We start from the raw sequence: 22,430 nt of genomic DNA on the forward strand, positions 1-22,430 counted from the left end.
TCCCAACGAAGCCAGGCCGCGTTTCGATCCGATTGGAACCGCAGCGGCTCCCGGCGATAGTGCATGCATGGCATTGGGACGCTGGATCGAGCCGCGGCCGGAAGGGCTCTATATTCCTGCCGCCGACGCATGGGTGGACCCCTCGCAGCCGGTCGCACGCGCGCTGGTGACGCACGGCCACGCCGATCACGCACGCGGCGGACATGGCCAGGTCTGGGCGACTGCAGAGACGCTCGCGATCATGGAGTGCCGATACGGACCGCAGAACGGCAGTGCGGTCGACTATGGCGAGGCGCTGCGCATGGGGGGCGTCGACATCAGCTTCGTGCCCGCCGGCCATGTGCTCGGATCGGCGCAGATCGTGCTCGAGCATGCAGGTGAGCGGATCGTCGTCTCGGGCGACTACAAGCGGCGCGAGGACCCGACCTGCGCGGCCTTCCAGCCGGTTCCATGCGACGTCTTCGTCACCGAGGCGACCTTCGGCCTGCCGGTGTTCGTCCACCCCGAGACCCACGACGAGCTCGACAAGCTGCTGGCCGCGCTGCACGCCAATCCCGATCGCTGCGTGCTGGTCGGCGCCTATGCGCTCGGCAAGGCACAACGCGTGATCCGCGAGCTGCGGGTGATGGGGTTCGACGATCCCATCTACGTCCATGGCGCGCTGCAGCGGCTGTGCGACCTCTATGTCGAGCATGGCGTCGACCTGGGCGAGCTGCGGCCGGCGACCGGCGTCGCCAAGGCCGAGCTTCAGGGACGGATCATCCTGTGCCCGCCCGGCGCGCTCAACGATCGCTGGTCGCGCCGTCTTCCCGATCCGATCACGGCAATGGCGTCGGGCTGGATGCGGGTGCGCCAGCGGGCGCGGCAGCGTAACGTCGAGCTGCCGCTGATCCTCTCGGACCATGCCGACTGGTGCGAGCTGACCGACACGATCCGCGAGCTGGAGCCGCGCGAGGTGTGGGTGACGCACGGGCGCGAGGACGCGCTCGTCCACTGGTGCGGCATGCACCAGATCAAGGCGCGAGCGCTCGATCTCGTGGGCTTCGAGGACGAAGACGACTGATCTTCCGAGTCAGACCAGCGCGCACGCGAAACGACTCGGCCCCGGACAGTGCCGAGCGGACGGCGAGCCGTGCGCGCGCAGCGAAACCCGCGCACGAGGCGCGGGTTTGCGAGGGTGCAGGTCTTCAACTGCAGGAGTTATCGAATGCGTACTTTCTCCATCCTCGCTGCCGGCGCGTTGCTCTTGCCGGCCGCTGCCGTTGCACAATCGACAACGGGCACGACCGGTTCCCCGCAGGACCAGAGCACGAGCACGGCCACGACGGGTGACGCCGCTCACGCCGACAAGGCCGACAAGAAGAAGAAGGACAAGAAGTCGGAAGAGAATGCCACGACGGGTTCGGGCACGGCGAATGACGCCCCAGCTCCCGCCGAAGGCCCGACCACTTCGCCCGCGCCGGATTCCGCCGGCACCGCTACCCCCGACTCTGCGACGCAGCCGCCGCAGCGTTAAGGGGCCAGGGGCCCGGCGCGTGCGGCTGCCGGGCCCCGACTCCTTCTAATCCCGCCGATCAGTCCGCGAAGGGATCGCGGACCAGGATGGTGTCCTCGCGCTCGGGGCTGGTCGATACCAGCGTCACCGGGCACTGGATCAGCTCCTCGATGCGGCGGATATATTTGATCGCAGCTGCGGGAAGCTCCGCCCAGCTGCGCGCACCCGCCGTCGATTCGGACCAGCCGGGCATCATCTCGTAGACCGGTTCGATCGCAGCCTGGTCCTGCGCGTTCGAAGGGTAATAATCGAGCGCCTCGCCGCGCAGACGATAGCCCGTGCAAATCGCGACTTCGTCGAAGCCATCGAGCACGTCGATCTTGGTCAGCGCGATCCCGGTGATCCCAGATACCGCCGCCGACTGACGCAGCAGCACCGCGTCGAGCCAGCCGCAGCGACGCTTGCGCCCGGTGACGGTACCGAATTCATGCCCGCGCGTGCCCAGCCGTTCGCCGATGTCGTTGTCCTGCTCGCTGGGGAAGGGGCCCGATCCGACGCGCGTCGTATAGGCCTTGGCGATGCCGAGCACGAAGCCGACCGCGCCCGGGCCCATCCCCGTGCCGCTCGCCGCGGTGCCCGCGACGGTGTTCGACGAGGTGACGAAGGGATAGGTGCCGTGATCGATGTCGAGCAGCACGCCCTGCGCGCCTTCGAACAGGATGCGGCGCCCGCGCCCGCGCGCTTCGTTGAGCATCCGCCATACCGGCTCGGCGAAGGGGAGCACGAAATCGGCGATCTCGCGCAACTCGGCGAGCAGCGCGCCGCGATCGATCGCAGGCTCGTTGAAACCGGCGCGCAGCGCGTCGTGATGCGCGAGCAGGCGGTCGAGCTGGGGGCCGAGCTCGTCGAGATGGGCGAGATCGCAGACGCGGATCGCGCGGCGGCCGACCTTGTCCTCATAGGCCGGGCCGATGCCACGGCGCGTGGTGCCGATCTTGCCGGCGCCGCTGGCGTCCTCGCGCAGAGCGTCGAGATCGCGGTGGAAGGGCAGGATCAGCGGGCAGGTGTCGGCGATCTTGAGCGTGTCGGGCGTCACGTCGACGCCCTGACCGCGGAGCTTCTCGACCTCGGCCTTGAGGTGCCAGGGGTCGAGCACCACGCCGTTGCCGATCACGCTGGGCGTGCCGCGGACGATACCCGAGGGCAGGAGCGAGAGCTTGTAGACATTCTCGCCGACCACCAGGGTGTGGCCCGCATTGTGCCCGCCCTGGAAGCGCACGACGACGTCGGCGCGCTCGGCGAGCCAGTCGACGATCTTGCCCTTGCCCTCATCGCCCCATTGGGCGCCGATCACTGCTACATTTGCCATGGATACACGTCTCCGCCTGCCGGGGCGGGCCCGAAGCCGCCCTTCGACAGGACTCGGCGGCTGGGCTGTGCGGGGGCCGGGTACGCCCGGGCCGCGGCGCGAATGGCGGCATGGGCGCCCCGCGTCAAGAGCTAATGCCCGCCCGGTCCGTCGAGCGTGGCGCGGACGCGCTGGGCGAGATCCTCGAGACTGAAGGGCTTGGTCAGTATCGCTTCCTCGGTGCCGGCGACCTCGGGCGAATAGCCGCTGGTCAGCAGTACCTTGAGCTCGGGCAGCCGGGCGCGCGCCTGCTTCGCCAGCTCGTGGCCGGTCATCTCGGGCATCACCACGTCGGTGAACAGCAGCGAAACCTGCTGGCCGCGATCGATCATGCGCAGCGCCTCGCGCCCGTCGCGCGCGTCGGCCACGGCATAGCCCAGCTCGCGCAGCGCCTCGATCGAAAAGGCGCGGACGCGCTCCTCGTCCTCGACCACCAGCACCGTCTCGCCCGGATGCGCGCGGGGCACTTCGGCGCCGGCTGGCGCGGCGGTGGCGGCCGGAACGGCGTCGTGTCGCGCGGGCAGATAAAGCCGCACGGTGGTGCCGCGCCCGGCCGCGGTGTCGATGCGCACGGTGCCGCCCGATTGCCGCACGAAGCCGAACACCTGGCTGAGCCCCAGCCCGGTGCCCTGACCCACGCCCTTGGTAGTAAAGAAAGGATCGAAGGCACGCGCCGCCACTTCGGGAGACATGCCCGAGCCGCTGTCCGACACGGTGAGCTCGACATAGTCGCCGGGCTCGATCCCAAGCGCGCGCGCGCGATCGGGCGCGACGACGCGATTGGCCGATTCGATCACCAGCGTGCCGCCATCGGGCATCGCATCGCGCGCATTGACCGACAGGTTGAGCACGGCATTCTCGAGCTGGTTGGGATCCGCCATCACGATCCACAGCCCGGCCCGAAGCCGCGTCTCGACCGTCACCGCCTCGCCGAGCGTGCGCACGAGCAGCTCGATCATTCCCTCGATCATCGCATTGGCGTCGACCGGCAGCGGGGCGAGCGGCTGCTGGCGCGAGAAGGCGAGCAGCCGCTGGGTGAGCGCGGCGGCGCGGGTGGCGCCGTCGCGCGCGGCGGTGACGTAGCGATCCACGTCGGTGCGTCCCTGGGCGATGCGGCGCTCGAGCAGGTCGAGCGCGCCGATGACCACCGCGAGCATATTGTTGAAGTCGTGCGCGATGCCGCCGGTGAGCTGGCCGACCGCTTCCATCTTCTGCGCCTGGCGGAGCTGCTCCTCCGTAGTCATCAGCTGCTCGGTCCGCTCGCGCACCGCCGCTTCGAGCTCCTCGCGCGATCGGGCGAGCACTTCGCGTGCGTCGACGATGTCCTGGATGTCGGTGCAGGTGCCGAACCAGCGGCTGATCCCGCCGGCCCGGTCGCGCACCGGCTGGGCGCGGCCGAGCACCCAGCGATACTCGCCCGAATGGTGCCGGAGCCGATATTCGATGTGATAGGTCTCGCCCGTCGCGAGGCAGTGCCGCCACAGCGACGTCGCGCGCACCCGGTCTTCGGGATGGAAGATGTCCTGCCAACGATCGCCGTCGGTCGAGCCATAGGGCACGCCGGTGAATTCGTACCAGCGATCGTTGTAATAGTCGTGGTGGCCGTCGGGCAGCGTCGACCAGACCATCTGGTCGATCGAATTGGCGATGGCGCGGAACTTGGCCTCGCTCTCGCGCAGCCCGGCAAGCGCGGCGGCGCGCTCGACGGCGTCCCAGGAAATCTCGGCGACTGCCTCGACGAAGGCGATCTCTTCCTGGGTCCAGTCGCGGGCCCCCTTGTCGTTGACGTAGAGCGTGCCGACCCAGCGTCCACCGCGCATCAGCGGCACGCCGATCGCCGAGGGCGTCCGCGCGGCGAAGGAGGTGCCTGCGAAGCGGGGCTCGCGCGCCGTGTCGCGGGCGACGAGCGTGCCGCCGGTGCAATATTGGTCGGCCGCGGGCGTCCCCAGCTCCTCGACTGTCATCGTGCCCGTCAACGGGGGCAGGCTGCCGTGCGTCGTGCAGGGGCCGAAATGGATCGTCTGCTCCTGCTCAACCCAATAGAAGCCGACGCGCTCGACATGGAGCCGCTCCGAAAGCGCATTGGCGGTGTGCCACATGATCGCCTCGGACGAATCGAGATTGCGCTGGCGCTCGGCCAGCTCGTGGAGGAACGACTGCGCTTCGGTTGCGCGGCGCAGCTCCTCGGCGGCGGTGCGCGCGGCCTCCTCAGCAGTCTTGCGCTCGGTGATGTCGAAGACGACGCCGGGGAAGCGCTTGGGGCGGCCTTCGGCATCGAAGGCGCAGCGGCCCTGCGCGCTGATCCAGTGCACGCTGCCGTTGGGCTGGACGACGCGATATTCCTCCGCATAGCGTGCGCCGGTGGTGATCGCGTCCATGATCGCGGCGCGAACGCGCGGCAGATCGTCGGGATGAATCGGCGCGAAGAACTTGTCGATCGGCACCGATCCGTCCGGCGCGGCATCCTCGACGCCGAACAGCCGCAGGAACCGGTCGTCCGCGGTGATGCGGTTCTGCGGCATCTCCCACAGCCAGGTGCCCACCCCCACCGTCGAGCCGAGCGCAAGCTGCAGCCGTTCCTCGCTCGATCGCAGCGCCGCCTCGGCCAACGCGCGCTCGGTGACGTCGTTGGCGAGGACGAAGATGCCTGTGACCGTGCCGGCGGCATCGCGGACCGGCTGGTAGACGAAATCGACGTAGCGCGTTTCTTCCTCCGCGCCCGGCGCGCGCCGGAGCCGCACCGGCGTATTGTCCTCGCGGTGCGCCTCGCCGCTTTGGTAGACGCGGTCGAGCAGCGCGACGAAGCCCTGCTCGATCACTTCGGGAAGCACTTCGACGACGGGCTTCCCGAGCACGTCGGAACGCCCGATCAGCGCAAGATAGGCGGGATTGGCGATCTCGAAGACATGTTCGGGACCCTGCAGCAGTGCGACTGCGCCGGGCGCCTGCTCGAAGAACTGCCGCAGCCGCTCGATCTCGGCGGCGCGCGCACGCTCCGCGAGCACCAGGCGCGTGGTCTCGTTCCCCTGGTTGAGGACGCCGACGACGTTGCCGTTCTCGTCGCGGATCGCGGTGAAGCTGTAGTTCCACCAGGTCTCCTGCGGCTTGCCGTCACGCTCCATCGGCAGCATCCGGTCATAGACCGCGAAGCCCTGGCCGGTTTCGAGCACGCGCTGCATCTGCGGGCCGACGAGGTGCCAGATGTCGGGCCAGACCTCTTCGCCGCGCCTGCCCAACGCCCAGGGATGGCGGTCGGCCGGGATCGGCGCCCAGGCGTCGTTGTAGAGCAGATGGAATTCCGGGCCCCAGTAGATCGCCGTTGGGAAGCTCGATCCGAGCGCGATGTTGAGCGCGAAGCGCAGCGCCTGCGGCCATTGCTCGATGGGCCCCAGCGGTGTGGATGCCCAATCGTGCTCGCGGATGCGCCGCGGCATTTCGCCCGCGTGGTCCAGGAATCGGAGCCCTGACAACATCGTGCCTAGCGATGCTGGGGCCGGGACACGGAGTCAACTCGACTCGCGCGCCGGTGCGGCTATTGAAGAGGTGAGAGGAGAAGTCGCACATGAAACTGGCCAGCCTGAAACAGGGACGCGACGGCAAGCTCGTGGTCGTATCGAGCGACCTCGCGTGGTACGCGAGCGCAGACATGATCGCGCCGACGCTGCAGGCGGCGCTGGACGACTGGGAGCGCGTGGAGGGCGACCTGCGCAACTTGGCGACCGACCTCGACCATGAAGTGATCCCGCGCGAGCGCTTCCACGAGCGCCTTGCCGCCGCCCCATTGCCGCGCGCGTACCAATGGGCGGACGGCTCGGCCTATGTGAACCATGTCGCGCTGGTGCGGCAGGCGCGCGGGGCAGAGATGCCGGAGAGCTTCTGGCACGATCCTCTGATGTACCAGGGCGGCAGCGACGGCTTCCTGGGGCCGCGCGATCCGATCCCGCTTGCCGACGAAAGCTGGGGTTGCGACCTCGAGGCCGAGGTGGTGGTGGTGACCGGCGACGTGCCGCTCGGTGCCTCGCGCGACGAGGCGCTGGCGGCGATCCGGCTGGTGGGACTCACCAACGACGTCTCGCTGCGGAACCTCATTCCCGGCGAGCTGGCCAAGGGTTTCGGCTTCTTCCAGTCCAAGCCGGCGAGCAGCTTCTCGCCGGTGTTCGTGACGCCCGACGCGCTCGGCGACTGGTGGCAGGACGGCAAGCTCCACCGCAAGCTGATGGTCGATGTGAACGGCAAGCCCTTCGGCCGGGCCGAGGCGGGCGAGGACATGACCTTCGACTTCGGCACGCTGATCGCGCACGCCGCCAAGACACGCGCGCTGGGGGCCGGGACGATCATCGGATCGGGCACGGTCTCGAACCGCGACGCCGATGGCGGGCCGGGCAAGCCGGTGGCCGAGGGCGGCGTCGGCTATTCGTGCATCGCCGAGATCCGCACGATCGAGACGATCCGCGGCGGCGCGGCGCAGACGCCGTTTTTGAAGGCCGGCGACACGGTGCGCATCTGGGCTGAGGACGACAAGCACCACCCGATCTTCGGAGTGATCGAGCAGACGGTGGGCGGGTAAGCGCCCTCCGTCATTCCCGCGAGGGCGGGGACCCGGAGCCACGCAGGGCATCGCTCGCGATTCCGGGGTCCCGCCTTCGCGACGGTGACGATCGGGTGTATCAGCCTTCGACGATGCTCTTCGCCACAGCCTCGGCCGCCTTGATCCCGTCGATCGCGGCCGAGAGGATGCCCCCGGCATAGCCCGCGCCTTCGCCGGCGGGGAAAAGGTTGGCGACGTTGAGGCTCTGGTGGTCCTTGCCGCGGGTGATTCGTACCGGCGACGAGGTGCGCGTCTCGACCCCGGTCATCACTGCGTCGGGATGGTCGTAGTTGGCGATCTGGCGGCCAAACACGGGCAAGGCCTCGCGAAAGGCCTCGATCACGAATTCGGGCAGGCAGTGCGACAGGTCGGTCATCGTCACGCCGGGCTTGTACGAGGGGATGACTTCGCCGAGCGCAGTCGAGGGGCGGCCCGCGAGCAGGTCGCCGACCTTCTGCCCAGGGGCGTGATAATTGGAGCCGCCCGCGATGAAGGCGAGGTCCTCCCAATGCCGCTGGAGCGCGATCCCGGCGAGCGGGCCGTCGGGATAATCGCGCGCGGGGTCGATGGCGACGACGAGCCCTGAATTGGCGTTGAACTCGGCGCGCGAATATTGGCTCATGCCGTTCGTGACGACGCGGCCTTCCTCGGAAGTCGCCGCGACCACGCGCCCGCCGGGGCACATGCAGAAACTGTAGACGCTGCGGCCGTTCGAGGCGTGATGAACCAGGCTGTAGGCGGCTGCGCCGAGGTCCGGGTGCTTGGCGCATTTGCCGAAGCGCGCCTGATCGATCCAGCTCTGCGGATGCTCGATGCGCACGCCGATCGCGAAGGGCTTGGCCTCGATGTGCACCCCGCGCCGATGCAGCATCTCGAAGGTCGGGCGGGCGCTGTGGCCGACGGCCATCACGACATGGTCGGTCTCGAGCAAGCTGCCGTCATGCAGGTGCAGCCCGCGGATGCGCTGGTTGCCGTCGGGCAGCCGCTCGAGCTCGAGATCGTCTACGCGCGTCTGCCAGCGATATTCGCCGCCCAGTTGCTCGATCGTCGCGCGCAGGCTCTCGACCATGGTGACGAGGCGAAAGGTGCCGATATGCGGGTGCGCCTCCCACAGGATATCGTTGGGCGCGCCGGCCTTGACGAATTCCTCGAGCACCTTCCGGCCGAGGAAGCGCGGATCCTTGACGCGGCAATAGAGCTTGCCGTCGGAGAAGGTGCCCGCGCCGCCTTCGCCGAACTGGACGTTCGAATCGGGGTTGAGCTCGGCGCGGCGCCACAGGCCCCAGGTGTCCTTGGTGCGCTGGCGCACGACCTTGCCGCGATCGAGGATGATCGGACGGAAGCCCATCTGCGCGAGGATCAGCCCCGCGAACAGCCCGCAGGGTCCGGCGCCGATCACCACCGGCCGCTTGCCGCTCCAGCGCTCGGGCGCGTGGAAGGGCGCGCGATAGGTCATGTCGGGCGTGGGGCGCACGTCCTTGTCGCCCGCGAAGCGCGCGAGCACCTCGGTTTCGTCGGCGAGGTCGACGTCGAAGGTGTAGACGAGCTGGATCGCATTGCGGCGGCGCGCATCGTTGCCGCGGCGGAACAGCGTCCAGCCCTTCAGGCCCGTGCGTTCGATCTCCAGCCGCGTGCAGATGGCTTCGGGAATCGCTTCGGGGGCGTGATCGAGGGGCAGGGAAAGTCCGGACAGGCGCAGCATGCGCGGCCTCCTAGAGGCTAAACGCCGCGAGCGCGAATCGAGTTAGAAGGGGAGCGTGCCCTGGCGCGCGATGAGGGGCCAGCGACCGCGATCGATATGTCGGCCTTGTCCGTTCACGCTCTCGATCAGGAGAATCTCGTCTACGATCCAGCTGAGGGGTTGGAGGGCGGCACGGCGATCCGAATGCTGGCCGTACGCGAGGTTCATGTGCAATGCGAATTTGTAGGCAGGTAGAGACAGGCCGAAGGCAGCGAGTCGACCTGCTATCGCGCGCTGGATGGTGCCCGGGGCACGTAAGCCCCTGCGGGGCTTGAGAGTGCTCCCCTCGACACGATCGAAGATCACTTCGAATGGCTGAGCATCCAGGTCGCGCAGCGCGTGGTGTGCGGCCTCGATTTTGGTCGGAGTGCTCTCGCCGAGCGGCAGCAAAGTGGAATGCAGGCGGTCGAGCGAATAATTGCTTTCGATCCCGAGCATTCGGCAAATGCGGGCAAGTTCCAATCGCTTCGGTGGGATCGGTTTGATCATCATGTAGAGCGGCCTTGTCCAGCGCACGGTGACCACTCTCTTCAGTGGAAATCGCGCGAACGCACTGGGATCAGGTCGGGCGCCTTGAGGCTGCGGCGCGGCGGCCAGCTGTCGGCGGGACGCTGGCGGGGGAGCTTGAGCCGGTCGCGGGGATCGATCTCGTTCCCGTGCGTGGCGCCATCGCCCGGCATGGCGCGATGCGGCAGTTCGAGATGACCGACCTCGCGAAGCCAGGCAGTGAGATCGATGATCCGTTCGGCAACGACATGGATTACTCGCCCCTCGCGCTGCACCCGGCCACGGATTGCCAGCATGGTCGCCGTCATGATCGTTCTGCGATTGGCTTCGAAACGATCCGGCCACAACACGGCATTGGCGATGCCGGTTTCGTCTTCCAGCGTCACGAACACTACGCCCTTGGCGCTCCCGGGCCGCTGGCGGATGAGAATGAGCCCCGCCACTTCGACGGGTTGGCCATCTTTGACCTTTGCAAGATCGCCGCAGCGCAGGATCTTTCGTTCCTCCAGCTTGTTGCGCAGAAAATGGAGAGGGTGATTGCGCAGACTCAGCTGGGTGGCGCGATAATCCTCCACCACTTCGCGGCCAGCGCTGAGCGGCGTGAGAACCACCTTGGGCTCGACGGTCTCGGGCTGCACCTTGCCGGCAAACAGATCGGCAGCCTCAAGCAGAGGGAGGGGTTTTTCCCCCAAGGCCGTGACAGCCCAGAGTGCCTGCCGTCGGTCGAGGCCCAACGATTGAAACGCATCGGCACGCGCCAGCCGTTCCAGCGCCGCCGGCTTCACCTTGGAGCGCCGCCAGACTTCTTCGATCGTGGTGAAGGGCCCGTCCGCTTGGCGGGCCTCGAAAATCGCCTCTGCGTCCTCCTGTGAAAGCCCCTGGACGATGCGCATGCCCAACCGCAGCGGCAGGAGTTTCTCCCAATCCTTGCGCCTGCCCCAGAAGAAGGTCTCCTTCCGGAGCCGGCTGGAAGGCTCGGGCGGCAGCACGGTCGTATCCCAATCGCTGGCATTGATGCAGACCGGATGCGCTTCCACACCATGCTCGCGCGCATCGCGGACGATTTGCGCAGGTGCGTAAAAGCCCATCGGCTGCGCGTTGAGCAGCGCGGCGCAGAAGATGTCCGGATGATGGCACTTCATCCAAGCCGAAGCATAAGCGATCTTGGCGAAGCTGGCGGCATGGCTCTCGGGGAAGCCATAGCTGCCAAAACCCTCGATCTGTTTGACCATACGCTGGGCGAAGTCCTGGTCATAGCCTCGGCCGACCATGCCATCGATCAATTCCTGCGCGAACTTGTCGATGCCGCCGTTCGACTTGAACGTCGCCATGGCCTTGCGCAGTTCATCCGCACGCTTCCTGTTGAAGCCTGCTCCAACCAGAGCGACATTCATGGCCTGCTCCTGGAACAGCGGCACGCCCAGCGTCTTGCCCAGCACGTCTTCCAGTTCCGCCGAAGGAAATTCGACCTTCTCCTTCCCCTCGCGCCGCCGGAGATAAGGGTGAACCATGTCGCCCTGGATCGGTCCGGGTCGCACGATCGCCACTTGGATGACGATGTCGTAAAAATTCTTCGGCTTGAGCCGTGGCAGCATCGACATCTGCGCGCGGCTTTCGATCTGGAAGGTACCGAGCGTGTCAGCGCGCCGGATCATCTTGAAAGTCGGCTTGTCGGTACCTTGGAGTGGCGGTGAGGCGAGCGTCATCCGCACGCCCTTGTGCTCGGCCAGCAGATCGAAGGCACGCCGCATGCAGCCGAGCATGCCGAGCCCGAGCACGTCGACCTTCATCAGCCCGAGCGTCTCGATATCGTCCTTTTCCCATTCGATGACGCGGCGTTTCTCCATCGCGGCTGGCTCGATGGGCACCAGATCGTGCAGCTTGCCGTGCGACAGCACGAAGCCGCCAGGATGCTGCGAAAGATGGCGCGGAGTCTTCGCTTCCACCAGTTCATGGGCCAACTCAAGTGTGAGCGCGAGCCGAGGGTCGCTCCGATCAAGATTCAGCGTATTGGCGTGCTTGTCGTCGATCTCGTTCGACAATCCCCAGACCTGTGAGGCCAGGGCAGCGGTAAGATCCTCGGGTAGGCCCATCGCCTTGCCGACTTCGCGCAGCGCGCTGCGCGCACGGAAGCGAATCACCACGGCGGTCAGCGCGGCATGGCTTTCGCCATAAGTCTGGTAAATCCACTGGATCACCTCTTCGCGTCGCTCGTGCTCGAAATCGACGTCGATGTCGGGCGGCTCGTGGCGGTCGACCGAAATGAAGCGCTCGAACAGCAGCTTGTTCTTGATGGGGTCGATCGAGGTGATGCCCAGCACGTAGCAGATCACTGAGTTCGCAGCCGAACCGCGGCCCTGGCACAATATCCCTTGGCTGCGCGCATATTCGACGATCGAATGCACGGTTAGGAAATAGGGCGCATAACCCATGTCCGCGACGAGCTTCAGCTCCTCCTCGAGCTGCGCCTTGGCCTTGTTCTGGTCCTGTCCCGGATAGACTTTCCCGAATGCGTTTCGAGCCATGCGGTCGAGCGCTTCTTGCGGCGTGCGGCCGGTCATCACGACTTCATCGGGATAGCGATATGCCTTCTTCAGCTCGCGCGGATTGAACGTGCACCGCTCGACGATGGCCTCCGCCGCCGCCAGCGCCTCCGGATAATGCTTGAACCGCCGCGCCATTTCCTGCGGGGCCTTGAGGTGCCGATCGGCGCTGCGTTCGCGGCGGAAGCCGAGCTCGTCGATCGTGCACTTCTCGCGGATCGCAGTGACCACGTCCTGGAGCATGCGCTTGTCGGGATGGTGGTAGAGCGTGTCGCCGGTGGCGAGCGCGGTGAGGCCGAAGCGTGCGGCGGCCTGGCTGAGCTGGTGTAGCCGCAGCGCGTCGCCGGGGCGGCGGTGCTGGGTGAGGCAGACATGGCCACGCTCGCTGCCGAAGACGTCGGCCATCCAGCGCAGCGCGAGCTCGTCGCCGGGATCGGCGAAGCCGGGGACGAGCGCGCCGACCAGCCCTTGTGCGTGGCTCGCCACATCCTCCCAATGGAGGAAGCATTTGCCCTTCTCGCCGCGCTGGGCGTCGGCGCGCGACTTGCCGAGCGTGAGCAGGCGCGTGAGCCGGCCCCACGCCTGCCGATCTTCGGGCCAGACGAGCAGCGAGGTGCCGTCGACCAGGTCGAGCCGGCAGCCGGTCACCAGCCGCACCCCGGTCGTCTCGGCGGCGACCAGCGCGCGCACCACGCCGGCGACCGAGTTGCGGTCGGTCACCCCGAGCGCGGGCATTCCCAGCAGCGCGGCGGTGGCGAACAGCTCCTCGGGCGAGGACGCGCCGCGCAGGAACGAATAATGCGTCGTCGCCTGGAGTTCGGACCAGCTCATCCGAACACCCCGTGGAGATACCAGCTGAGGTCCCCTGTCACCGCGCGCTCGCCGTCGCCCGAGCGGAACAGCCAGTAGCGGCGGCCGGTCTCGTCTTCGACGCGGAAATAGTCGCGCACGCTCGCGCGCTCGGCGCCGCGCTTCCACCATTCGCCGGTGATCCGCTCGGGCCCGTCGGCGCGGACGACGCGGTGGGCGTGGCCGCGCCAGGTGAAGCGGCGCGGCGGCTGGTCGGGTAGCTCGGCGAGGACATGGTCGAGCGGCTCGGGGCGGGCGAGCAGACGCGCGGGGCGCGGCCAGTCGGGATGCCAGGGCGGCAGCGGCAGGTTGCGGTCGAGCTGGCGGACGTCGTCGCGCTTGCCGCGGGGGGCGGCGCGTACCGGCGGGTCGAGCACGGACGCGCGCTCGGTGCTGCGTTCGGGCACGTCGCTCTCGATCGGGCGCATCCGCCACATGCGCTGCATGCCGATCCGCGTCGCCAGCGTGTCGACCAGAGGCGCGAGGTCGGGCGCGGCCTCTTCGTCGAGCCGTTCGACCACCGGCTGGGGGCCGAGCGGCGCGGCGCGGCGGACGTGGAGCGCGATCGCGTCGATACCATAGCCGGGCGCTACGTTCTCGATCCGGCGCGTGAGCAGGCGGAGGAGGTGTGCGGGGTCGCGGCTCGGCCGGGCCAGCCCCAAGCGGATGCGCTGGGGGACGCCGTCGATGCGATCGGCGATGCATTCGAGCGCCTGCACGCCCAGCCCCTCGGCCTCGAGCGCGGCGGCCAGGCGGGGGACGAGCTCGCCCAGCCAATGTTCGATGGCTTCGGCAGTGGCGATCGGCTCGGCGAAGCGCTGGTGCACGGCTACCGCCTCGGGCGGGATCACCGGATCGAGCGGCTCGGGGACGCGGCCGAGCGCCTGGTCGAGCCGCAGCACGGTGGCGGTGCCGAAGCGGCGGACGAGCGGGCCGCGAGGGAGCGCGGCGAGCTGGCCGGCCCGATCGATGCCGAGGCGGCGGAGCAGCTCCACCGCGGGCTCGTCCATACGCAGCGCCGTGGTGGGGAGGTCGGCGAGCGCCTTTTCGTGCGCACCGGGCGGGCAGAGGGTGATGGGGGCGGGCAGATGGCGGGCGAGTGCCCAGGCGGCGCCCGGAGTGTCGGCCACGGCGATGCGTGCGGTGAAGCCGGCGCGGGCGAGCAGGCGGACGATGCCGCGCGCCATCCGCTCTTCGCCGCCGAACAGGTGGGCGGTGCCGGTCAGGTCGAGGAACAGCCCGTCCTCCCCCGACAGCGCGACGATCGGCGACCAGCGCCGCGCCGCGAGGATCGCCAGGCGGCGGAGCGCGGCGAGGTCAGCCTCGGGTTTGGCCGGGCGGATGTCGAGCCCGCGCACCTGCGCGCGCGCCTGGGTGACGGCCATGCCGGGGACGAGCCCCAGCGCCTGCGCCTGGGGGCAGGCGGCGGCGATCAGCACGCGGTTGCCGGTGTGGAGGGCTGTGAGGCGGGGCGTCCTTCCACCATTTGCTGCGCGAATGGTCCCCCTCCCCATTTCTGGGAGGATCTGGTCTTGCCGCGCCCATTTGGCGCCAGGGCGCCAGCCGCCGTTGCGGACGAGCGGTGCGGCGGGCGCGGGGTCAGGCCGCGCGCCGGGATGCGCTTCCGCCCGCCACAGCCTTTCGATCGGCCATTGGGGCAGGAAGAGCGCAGCGACCCGTTTCATCGCTTGCCTCCACTTCCATCACGAAACCTTCGCCCCCCTTTTGCCGCACCAGCTCGAGCCGCCAGCGCGGCCGGCCGACTCCCTCCACCGGCAGCGGGGTCGAGGGTGCCGAGGCCACGCGCCAGCGCGTCACTGCGGCCGAGGGCGCGGCGAGCGGATCGCTGCCCTCGCGCGCGGGGCGGCGCATCAGCAGCGCGATCGTCCGCCCGCCTTCCGCTGCGAGCTGGAGGCGGCGCGTCGCGGTCATGTCGGCGCGCCTGGCCTCGCCGATCACCGCGCCGAGCCCGCGGTGGCGCAGCCCCTCCTCCATGATCGCGAGCAGCTCGGCATCGTCGCCGGCCTCGGCATAGATCAGGCGCTTGTGGCTGAGCCCCACCTGCGACAGGCCGGGCGCGAACAGGTCGCGGCGGCGCACTACCCACAGCACCGGCCCCCAGGCACGCGCGGCGATGCCGGCGAGGAACAGGGTTGCCGCGCAATCGTCTGCCATGTCGGTGCCGATCGCGGCGACTTCGTGCAGCGCGTCGAGCCGGAGGCCGCCGCTGGCGAGCCGCGAATCGAGCGCCTCGACTCCGAAGGGCAATGCCGGGCGCCGGCGGAAGCCGCCGGTCTCCATCGCGCGCAATTGCTCGCGGAGCTGGTGAAGAACGGCAGGATCGGGCATCGGCGACATCGACTCGGGAACGACAGTGTTCCCATTCTGTTCCGATGCGGGCAGGAGTCAATGATTCTCTTTTCGTTCTCCTCTGCTCCGTTGCGTTCCGCCGCCGCCGCCCTAGGGTTCCACCATCCTAGACGCCCCGGGGGAAGCCATGATGATCCACAAGCCGCGCCTTGCGTTGATTGCCACCACGGCGCTTGCCGTCGCATCCGTTCCTGGAGCCGCAATGACTCGAACCCAGACTGCCCCCGCACCCGTCGCCACCGTCGATCCCGCGCCGCTGCTCGGCGAATGGAGCGGGCCGTTCGACGGGGTTCCGCCGTGGGACAAGGTCAAACCTGCGATGTTCCCCGCGGCGTTCGAGGCAGCGATGGCGCATGCGCGGGACGAGATGCACAAGATCCGCGACAACCCCGCCGCGCCGACCTTCCAGAACACGATCGAGGCGAACGAGCGATCGGGCGCGCAGATGAACCGGCTGTTCGCGATCTGGGGCGTCTACCAGAGCAACCTCGCCACGCCCGAGGTGCAGGCGATCGCCAAGGAATGGAGCCCGAAGCTCTCGGCCTTCTTCACCGAGCTGAGCCTCGACCCCAAGATGTTCGCGCGCGTGAAGGCGGTCTATGACCACCGCGCCACCGCAGGGCTCGACGCGCGGCAGATGCGGCTGCTCGAGCGCACCTATCGCGACTATGTCACCTCGGGCGCGCTGCTGGACGAGGCGGGCAAGGCCGAGGTCAAGCGGATCAACCAGTCGCTGGCCGAGGCTTTCACCGAGTTCAGCCGCCGCGTGCTGGCCGACGAGGAGACCGCGATCCTGCTCGACAGCCAGGCCGATCTCGCCGGCCTCTCGGACAGCTTCAAGGCGAGCCTGGCCGAGGAAGCCGGCGCGCGTGGGCAGGCGGGGAAGTGGGCGATCAAGAACACGCGCTCCTCGGTCCAACCCTTCCTGATGTATTCGACCAACCGGGCGCTGCGCGAGAAGGTCTACAAGGCCTTCGTCAACCGCGGCGACAATGGCGATGCCAACGACACCAACGAAGTGATCGCCCGGATCCTCAAGCTGCGCCACGAGCGGGCGAAGCTGCTCGGGTTCAAGAACCACGCCTGGTACCGCATGGACGACACCATGGCGGAGACCCCCGACAACGCCATGAAGCTGATGATGGCGGTGTGGCCCGCCGCCGTCGCCCGGGTGCGCGAGGAAGTGGCCGACATGCAGGCGCTCGCCGACCAGGAGAAGGCCGGCATCACCATCGCGCCCTGGGACTATCGCTTCTATGCCGAGAAGGTCCGCAAGGCGAAGTACGACCTCGACGAGAACGAAGTGAAGCCGTACCTGCAGCTCGACACGATCCTGCAGGGCGCCTTCTGGGCCGCGGGCCAGCTTTACGACCTGGACTTCAAGGAGAATACGGGGACGATCCCCGTCTTCCACCCCGACGTCCGCACCTTCCTGGTCGCCAGCCGCAAGGACGGCAGCACGGTCGGCATCTTCTACTTCGACGGCTATGCCCGCTCGGGCAAGCGATCGGGCGCCTGGGCGACGACCTATCGCATCCGCAGCGGGCTGCGCGGCGACCGGATCGTGCTCGCCAGCAACAACAACAACTTTACCAAGGGCGGCGCGGGCCAGCCGACGCTGATCAGCCTCGACGACGCCACCACGCTGTTCCACGAGTTCGGCCATGCGATCCACAGCCTGCTCGGCAACGTCTATTACCCCGGCCTCGCCGGCACCCCGCGTGACTTCGTCGAGTATCCCAGCCAGGTGAACGAGAACTGGCTGCTCACCCCCGAAGTGCTCAGCCGCTTCGCCAAGCACTACCAGACCGGCACGCCGATCCCGGCCGGGCTGGTGGCGAAGATCGAGAAGGCCGAGACCTTCAACCAGGGCTTCGACACGGTCGAATATCTCTCGGCCGCGATCATCGACATGAAGCTCCACGACCGCGACGCGCCGGTGACCGACCCCGACGCCTTCGAGCGCGACACGCTGGCCGCGATCGGCATGCCCAGGGAGATCGTGATGCGGCACCGGCTGCCGCAGTTCAATCACCTCTTCTCGAGCGACGCCTATTCGGCGGGCTATTACTCCTATCTCTGGTCCGAGACGATGGACGCGGACACCTGGGCGGCGTTCGAGGAGACCGGCAACGTCTGGGACAAGCCCACCGCCGACCGCTTCCGCACCACCCTGCTCTCGACCGGCAACGAGACCGACCGCAAGGAAGCGTACCGCGCCTTCCGCGGCCGCGACCCCGACGTGAAGGCGCTGTTCAGGCGCCGCGGCTTCCCGGTGCAATAGCGGGGCCAGAAAGGCGCGCGGGCGCCGGCGAATCCTCCGTTCCGGGCGCGTCGGCCGAGACGCAACCGAAAGGGATTCGACTGGCGCCCCGCCCGATTGCCGCGAACCCGTGCTGCTGTTCTTCTCCTCCCCGGTTCTTCAACGGGAGGGGTGCAATGACACAGGAATATCTCGTCTGGTCCGACCTGCAGGCACTCAGCTCGAGCCCCAGCGCGGTCCGCGACAAGTTCGGCGCGATGTACGGCGAGACGCCCGACGGCATCGCGCTCAATGACACGACCTATTACAACGCGGTCTCGCCCCCGATCACCCAGCAATATGGCCATTATTGCTACAAGACGCTGGGCGAGATCAGCTACAGCGAGGAAGGCCAGCAGGCCGACCAGGCCGTGGTGGGGAGCAACACCGCCTTCAACTATGGCGACGATCCCGCCTCGATCTCGCTCACCGTCAACGGCGGCTGGGCCGAGACCACCGGCTGGTCGACGTCGGTGACCACCGGGATGACCTTCAGCGAGAGCGTGACGCTGGAAGGGGTGTTCCAGATGGGCATGCAGTTCAACGTCTCCGCCACCGTCGGCCAGTCGGGCTCGACCACGGTCAACAAGGGGGCGAGCTCGACGGTGACCGTCACCGTGCCGCCCAAGTCGCAGGTCAGGGTCGACATGGTGGCGACGATGAAGACCGAGACGATGGACTTCTCGGCGCCGATCCAGGTGACCGGCATGTTCGGCGCCAACTTCCCCGACCGCGTCCAGGGCCATTATTTCTGGTTCGCCGACGCGGGCACGATCCTGCCCCAGACATCGGGAACGCTCACCGGCAAGATCAACGGCACCGCGGCGTTCGACGTCCAGACGCACATCAACCCGGCCCAGCCGCTGGGGAGCTGACCGCGGCCCCCGCGTCTCCGGGCGCACGGTCGAGCAGGTCGTCGGTCACTTCGAGCAGCAGCAGCGGCGCGTGGGCGGTGTCGGCGATCGCGTCGACAAAGGCGGCGCGGGTTTCGGGCTCGTCATAGGCCATGCGCGCGTCGAAGGCGCGCTGCCAGGTGGCGCGATCGGGCCATTCGGCGATGCCGATGAAGCGCGTGCCCGGCCCCGCGTCGGCCGCATCGCGGTGGAGGCGCGAGCCGAGGCTGCCGTAGCGCGCGCGGATCAACTCGGTGCCGCGGCGCCAGGCGGCGCGGAACTGGTCTTCCTTGCCGGGATGGACCCGCCACCAATAGGCCGCGACGAACATGGGACTGGCCTCCGTCTGCTGTGCGGGAGGAATGCGTGGGGGAAGGGGAAGGTCCGCGGCCACGGAAGTGGACAAAGCGCACACCCTCCCCCGTGTTTTCAGTGCAGCGTCCCTTCGATCCGGCCGGCGTCGACGACGACCTCGGCTTCGGGAGCGGGCGACGAGCGGCCGTCGAGCGCGGCGTTGAATGCCGCCCAGGCCGCGCGCAGCATCCGCCCGACACGATAGGACAGGATCGCGACCGGACCCTCCGTCGGCTGGCGCGTCTCGATGCGATCGAGCCAGCGACCATAGCGCGTGGGGTCGCGGTAGCGCAGCAGGAACATGGTCAGCCGCTCGTTGTACTGGCGGCGCTCGCCGATCTGCTCGCCCTGGTGGAAAATGGGCACGGCGACTCCGTTGATCGCGCGGGAGAGTGCGGCATCGGCGAGGCGCGTGACGGCGACGTCCATCGCCGCGTCCCAGGCGAGGCGGAAGGCCTGGGCATCGGGCCGGCGGCGCAGCGCATAGGCGGAGCTGCGGCCCATGCCGACCGCGCGGCACGCCTCGTCGACGCAGCCCGAGCCGGCGAGCGCCTCGATGAAGGCATGCTGGCGATCGGGCACCCAGCCGTCGTGGCGATAGCGCACGGGCACGGGGCCGAAGGCGTCGGCTTCAGGATCGTCTTCGGGATCGTCTTCGAAATCGTCTTCGAAATCGTCTTCGGAGTCGCCGGCCGCATCCTCGGGCGGCGCCTCGGCTGGCGCGCCGGCGTCCTGGGGGTTGGCGGGATCGGGCGCGTCGGTGGGAGCGCGCTCGAAGGTTTCGCGAGAGTCGTGCTTGCTCATCTGCAAGTGTGGAGCAGATGAAATCCTATTTTGAAAGCTTTTTGTTCGTGCTATGTTCCGACGCGAGTCAATGGCGCTTGAAATACTGGACTTCGCGTTCGTGCTGCTGCGCCGCGGCTTTGCTGTCGAAGGTGCCGAGGTTGCGGCGCTTGCCCGTCTCCGGATCCTTCTTGCGGGAATAGAGGCGGTATTCGCCCGAGGCGAGCTTGCGGATCATGTCGGCGTAACGCGCGGGGCGGGCGGGCGTTGCGCGCGGCGGGATTGCATTGGTGGACTATGTGGATCACATAGATGGGCGCTTCGAGCGAGGCTTGGCATGCGCGTGAATAAAGAGACTATCATCGCGATCCCGGCGGATCCGGACGATCCCGAGGATTTCCCCGTGAGCGTCGCGGGGCTCGAGCGCGGGCTGATGGGGCGGCGAATCCGGCGGCTCCGCAACAAGCTGGGGCTGAGCCAGGAGGCGTTCGCCAGGACCTATGGCATCCCGCTCGCCAGCATCCGCCAATATGAGATCGGCCGCCACATGCCGCCGCCGGCGGTGCGCGCCTATCTCAAGGTGATCGAGGCCGAGCCCGAGGCGGCCGCGCGCGCCGTCGCGGCATGAGCCGCCGCCACTCGCCGGGCCTCGGCCATGGCACGGGCGGCGGCGAGGCGCAGTGGGCGCCGAAACAGCAGTGGCGGGGCGGGCGTCGCGGGCCTAGCGGCGGTGCTCGATCAGGTCCCAGAGATTGCCGTAGAGATCGCGGAACACCGCGACCTTGCCGTAATCATGCACCGCGGGCGGGCGGACCCATTCGACGCCGGCCTGGCTGAAGCGCGCATGGTCGCGGTCGAAATCGTCCGTGCTCAGGAACAGGAAGACGCGCCCGCCGGCCTGGTTGCCGATCGCTTCGGCCTGCTCGGGCGTGGCGGCGCGGGCGAGGAGGATGGTGGCGGCGGCGTCCGGCGCGTGCGCCGGGCGGATGGTGACCCATCTCTTGTCCTGCCCGGGGATGGGGGTGTCCTCGACCAGCGTGAAGCCGAGCTTGCCGATGTAGAAGGCGAGGGCTTCGTCATAGTCGCGGACGAGGAGCGTGATATGGGCCAGATGGGGCATGGCGGCGCATCGTAGCGGGCGGGGCGCGGAAGGGAATTGCGCGCCGTCGCTCGGCTCCAATCGCCTGGCGAGCCCGCAAAGGTCACACCAGGGTCACACTATCGCGATCGTCGGCGGCGGCGCCAATTGGCCTCGGGATCGAGGTGATAGCATTGATCGGCGAACTCCTCGTCGGTGAGCCTGTGCCCCGCCTGCTCCCTGGCCAGCGCCGCGGCGCCGCGCGCGTTACGGGCGGCGGCTTCATCGGCGGCGACCTGCGCGCCGGACCTGGGCGGGCGCTGCTCGCTGAGGAAGCGCGGCAGCACGCCGTCGGCCACGTCGGCGAGATCGAGCTCGGCCGCGAGCTCGTGCGGGGCGAGCAGCTGCTCGGGCGGGGCGGGGAGCGCGGGCTCCATCGCCCGCAGGCTCTCCTCGAGCGCCGGCGGGGCGGCGATCGGCTCGGCGCGCGCATCGGGGGCGCCCTGGCGCGCGGTGCCGTAGCGTTCGGGCTTGAGGTGGCCGAGCAGATATTTGAGCAGGCGATTGTCGTGGACCAGCCGCGCGGCGACCACTTCGCCGCGATCGTTGTAGATTTCCTGCTCGACGCCTTCGATCGCGCGCTCGAACGCGATGTCCTCGATCAGGGCGCCGGCATGGTGCCGCGCCGCATCCCAGGCGCGCGCGAACGCCGCGCCGTGCGCCGAGCGGCGCAGGCGATAGGCGCTCTCGCGCGACATGCCGACCGCCCTGGCCGCGGCATTGACGAGCCCGGTATCGGCGAGCGTCTCGATGAAGCGGCGCTGCTTCTCCTCGGTCCAGCCGTCGAGCCGCGGGATGCGGCGGACGGGGACCCAGCGGTATTCGGCGGGGTCATAGGGTTCGGGGGGATGGGGGGCATCGTCGAGGTCGTCGAGGTCGCCCGGGTCGTCGGGCGCGACGGCGAGCGCATTGGCTTGCGCGCCCGGATCGGGCCGAAAAGTGGATAGATCGGGCCCGCACGCATCGGCGGCGGGCGCGAAGGCCTGGCGTGGCTCTGGCTTGCTCATCTACCAGTGTGGAGCAGATGAAATCCTATTTTGGAAGGGGGTTTGTACTTGGTGTGTTCTTTTGCTAACCGGATCGGCTGTCCAGTAGCGGGCGGCGATCCGGAGGGGCGATGAGCCGCAGCCGCAAGAAGACGCCGGTGATCGGCTACACCTGCGCCAAGAGCGACAAGCCGTGGAAGGCGAAGGCCGCGCGCAGCTTCCGGCACGCGGCGCGGCAGGCGCTGGGCGAGGGCGAGGACGCGCTCCTGCCGGTCAAGCGCTGGGCGGTGGTGAACCCGTGGGATGCGCCGAAGGATGGCAAGCATTGGGTGGGTGGTGGTGAGGCGCGGTGGCTGCGGAAGTAGCTCAGCCCGCCGTGTGCTCGTGACCCAGCGCTTGTTCTGCTCGGGGATGGGGTGTCCTCGATGAGGGTGAAAGCCGAGGGTGCCGATGTAAAGACGAGCGCTTCGTCA

General features: G+C 68.5%; 19 protein-coding genes. 7 read left to right on the forward strand and 12 right to left on the reverse strand.

Going from position 1 to position 22,430, the window contains the following annotated elements:
- Positions 1 to 67: 67 nt before the first annotated feature.
- Both J7500_RS05595 and J7500_RS05600 read left to right on the forward strand, forming a co-directional pair.
- Complete coding sequence (locus J7500_RS05595) at positions 68 to 1,063, forward strand: ligase-associated DNA damage response exonuclease (protein ID WP_294060522.1); 996 nt, start codon at positions 68 to 70, stop codon at positions 1,061 to 1,063.
- Between the two features lie 144 nt (positions 1,064 to 1,207).
- Positions 1,208 to 1,516: a hypothetical protein gene (locus tag J7500_RS05600; protein ID WP_294060523.1), complete on the forward strand. Its 309-nt coding sequence runs from the start codon at positions 1,208 to 1,210 to the stop codon at positions 1,514 to 1,516.
- Positions 1,517 to 1,574: 58 nt separating this feature from the next.
- On the opposite strand, the gene J7500_RS05605 is transcribed toward J7500_RS05600, so the two are convergent.
- Both J7500_RS05605 and J7500_RS05610 read right to left on the reverse strand, forming a co-directional pair.
- On the reverse strand, positions 1,575 to 2,864 hold the full coding sequence (locus J7500_RS05605; RefSeq protein WP_294060524.1) for an adenylosuccinate synthase: 1,290 nt from the start codon (positions 2,862 to 2,864) through the stop codon (positions 1,575 to 1,577).
- 131 nt (positions 2,865 to 2,995) lie between these two features.
- The gene (locus J7500_RS05610) at positions 2,996 to 6,337 is read right to left on the reverse strand and encodes a PAS domain-containing protein (protein WP_294060526.1); all 3,342 of its coding nucleotides are present in this window, start codon (positions 6,335 to 6,337) and stop codon (positions 2,996 to 2,998) included.
- 128 nt (positions 6,338 to 6,465) lie between these two features.
- Here J7500_RS05610 and J7500_RS05615 point away from each other — a divergent pair, with 128 nt between their 5' ends.
- On the forward strand, positions 6,466 to 7,470 hold the full coding sequence (locus tag J7500_RS05615; RefSeq protein WP_294060527.1) for a fumarylacetoacetate hydrolase family protein: 1,005 nt from the start codon (positions 6,466 to 6,468) through the stop codon (positions 7,468 to 7,470).
- A gap of 100 nt (positions 7,471 to 7,570) precedes the next feature.
- On the opposite strand, the gene J7500_RS05620 is transcribed toward J7500_RS05615, so the two are convergent.
- Genes J7500_RS05620 through J7500_RS05640 form a run of 5 tightly spaced genes read right to left on the reverse strand, consistent with a single transcriptional unit; the run spans position 7,571 to position 15,480 of the window.
- Complete coding sequence (locus tag J7500_RS05620; protein ID WP_294060529.1) at positions 7,571 to 9,193, reverse strand: NAD(P)/FAD-dependent oxidoreductase; 1,623 nt, start codon at positions 9,191 to 9,193, stop codon at positions 7,571 to 7,573.
- Between the two features lie 42 nt (positions 9,194 to 9,235).
- Positions 9,236 to 9,724 carry a hypothetical protein gene (locus tag J7500_RS05625; RefSeq protein WP_294060530.1) on the reverse strand — a complete coding sequence of 163 codons (489 nt, stop codon included), beginning with the start codon at positions 9,722 to 9,724 and terminating at the stop codon, positions 9,236 to 9,238.
- A 38-nt stretch (positions 9,725 to 9,762) separates the two neighbouring features.
- Complete coding sequence (locus J7500_RS05630) at positions 9,763 to 13,113, reverse strand: error-prone DNA polymerase (RefSeq protein WP_294060700.1); 3,351 nt, start codon at positions 13,111 to 13,113, stop codon at positions 9,763 to 9,765.
- Positions 13,110 to 14,816 (reverse strand): DUF6504 family protein, encoded by a 1,707-nt coding sequence (locus tag J7500_RS05635; protein ID WP_294060531.1) that lies wholly within the window; start codon positions 14,814 to 14,816, stop codon positions 13,110 to 13,112. The genes J7500_RS05630 and J7500_RS05635 overlap by 4 nt, the downstream gene beginning before the upstream one ends.
- Positions 14,731 to 15,480, reverse strand: a complete 750-nt coding sequence (locus J7500_RS05640) for a protein ImuA (protein WP_294060532.1) — start codon at positions 15,478 to 15,480, stop codon at positions 14,731 to 14,733. The genes J7500_RS05635 and J7500_RS05640 overlap by 86 nt, the downstream gene beginning before the upstream one ends.
- Positions 15,481 to 15,703: 223 nt before the next feature.
- Between J7500_RS05640 and J7500_RS05645 the strand changes: the two genes are divergently transcribed.
- Positions 15,704 to 17,785 (forward strand): M3 family metallopeptidase, encoded by a 2,082-nt coding sequence (locus J7500_RS05645; RefSeq protein WP_294060533.1) that lies wholly within the window; start codon positions 15,704 to 15,706, stop codon positions 17,783 to 17,785.
- A 155-nt stretch (positions 17,786 to 17,940) separates the two neighbouring features.
- Positions 17,941 to 18,678, forward strand: coding sequence for a hypothetical protein (locus tag J7500_RS05650; protein ID WP_294060535.1), 738 nt, complete (start codon positions 17,941 to 17,943; stop codon positions 18,676 to 18,678).
- Here J7500_RS05650 and J7500_RS05655 read toward each other — a convergent pair.
- The 3 genes from J7500_RS05655 to J7500_RS05665 form a co-directional block, all read right to left on the reverse strand.
- Positions 18,650 to 19,027, reverse strand: a complete 378-nt coding sequence (locus J7500_RS05655) for an antibiotic biosynthesis monooxygenase (RefSeq protein WP_294060536.1) — start codon at positions 19,025 to 19,027, stop codon at positions 18,650 to 18,652. The two genes, J7500_RS05650 and J7500_RS05655, sit on opposite strands and share 29 nt — an antisense overlap.
- A gap of 98 nt (positions 19,028 to 19,125) precedes the next feature.
- Positions 19,126 to 19,854: a hypothetical protein gene (locus tag J7500_RS05660; RefSeq protein ID WP_294060537.1), complete on the reverse strand. Its 729-nt coding sequence runs from the start codon at positions 19,852 to 19,854 to the stop codon at positions 19,126 to 19,128.
- A gap of 67 nt (positions 19,855 to 19,921) precedes the next feature.
- The gene (locus tag J7500_RS05665; RefSeq protein ID WP_294060538.1) at positions 19,922 to 20,071 is read right to left on the reverse strand and encodes a hypothetical protein; all 150 of its coding nucleotides are present in this window, start codon (positions 20,069 to 20,071) and stop codon (positions 19,922 to 19,924) included.
- Positions 20,072 to 20,176: 105 nt separating this feature from the next.
- Here J7500_RS05665 and J7500_RS05670 point away from each other — a divergent pair, with 105 nt between their 5' ends.
- Complete coding sequence (locus tag J7500_RS05670) at positions 20,177 to 20,461, forward strand: helix-turn-helix domain-containing protein (RefSeq protein ID WP_294060540.1); 285 nt, start codon at positions 20,177 to 20,179, stop codon at positions 20,459 to 20,461.
- Positions 20,462 to 20,554: 93 nt separating this feature from the next.
- On the opposite strand, the gene J7500_RS05675 is transcribed toward J7500_RS05670, so the two are convergent.
- Positions 20,555 to 20,953, reverse strand: a complete 399-nt coding sequence (locus J7500_RS05675; RefSeq protein WP_294060541.1) for a VOC family protein — start codon at positions 20,951 to 20,953, stop codon at positions 20,555 to 20,557.
- 98 nt (positions 20,954 to 21,051) lie between these two features.
- Positions 21,052 to 21,978 (reverse strand): hypothetical protein, encoded by a 927-nt coding sequence (locus tag J7500_RS05680; RefSeq protein ID WP_294060542.1) that lies wholly within the window; start codon positions 21,976 to 21,978, stop codon positions 21,052 to 21,054.
- Between the two features lie 110 nt (positions 21,979 to 22,088).
- On the opposite strand from J7500_RS05680, the gene J7500_RS05685 reads away from it, so the two are divergent.
- Positions 22,089 to 22,322 (forward strand): hypothetical protein, encoded by a 234-nt coding sequence (locus tag J7500_RS05685; RefSeq protein WP_294060543.1) that lies wholly within the window; start codon positions 22,089 to 22,091, stop codon positions 22,320 to 22,322.
- The last annotated feature ends 108 nt before the right edge of the window (positions 22,323 to 22,430 follow it).

It is taken from the genome of Sphingomonas sp., assembly GCF_017744835.1.
GTDB lineage: Bacteria > Pseudomonadota > Alphaproteobacteria > Sphingomonadales > Sphingomonadaceae > Sphingomonas.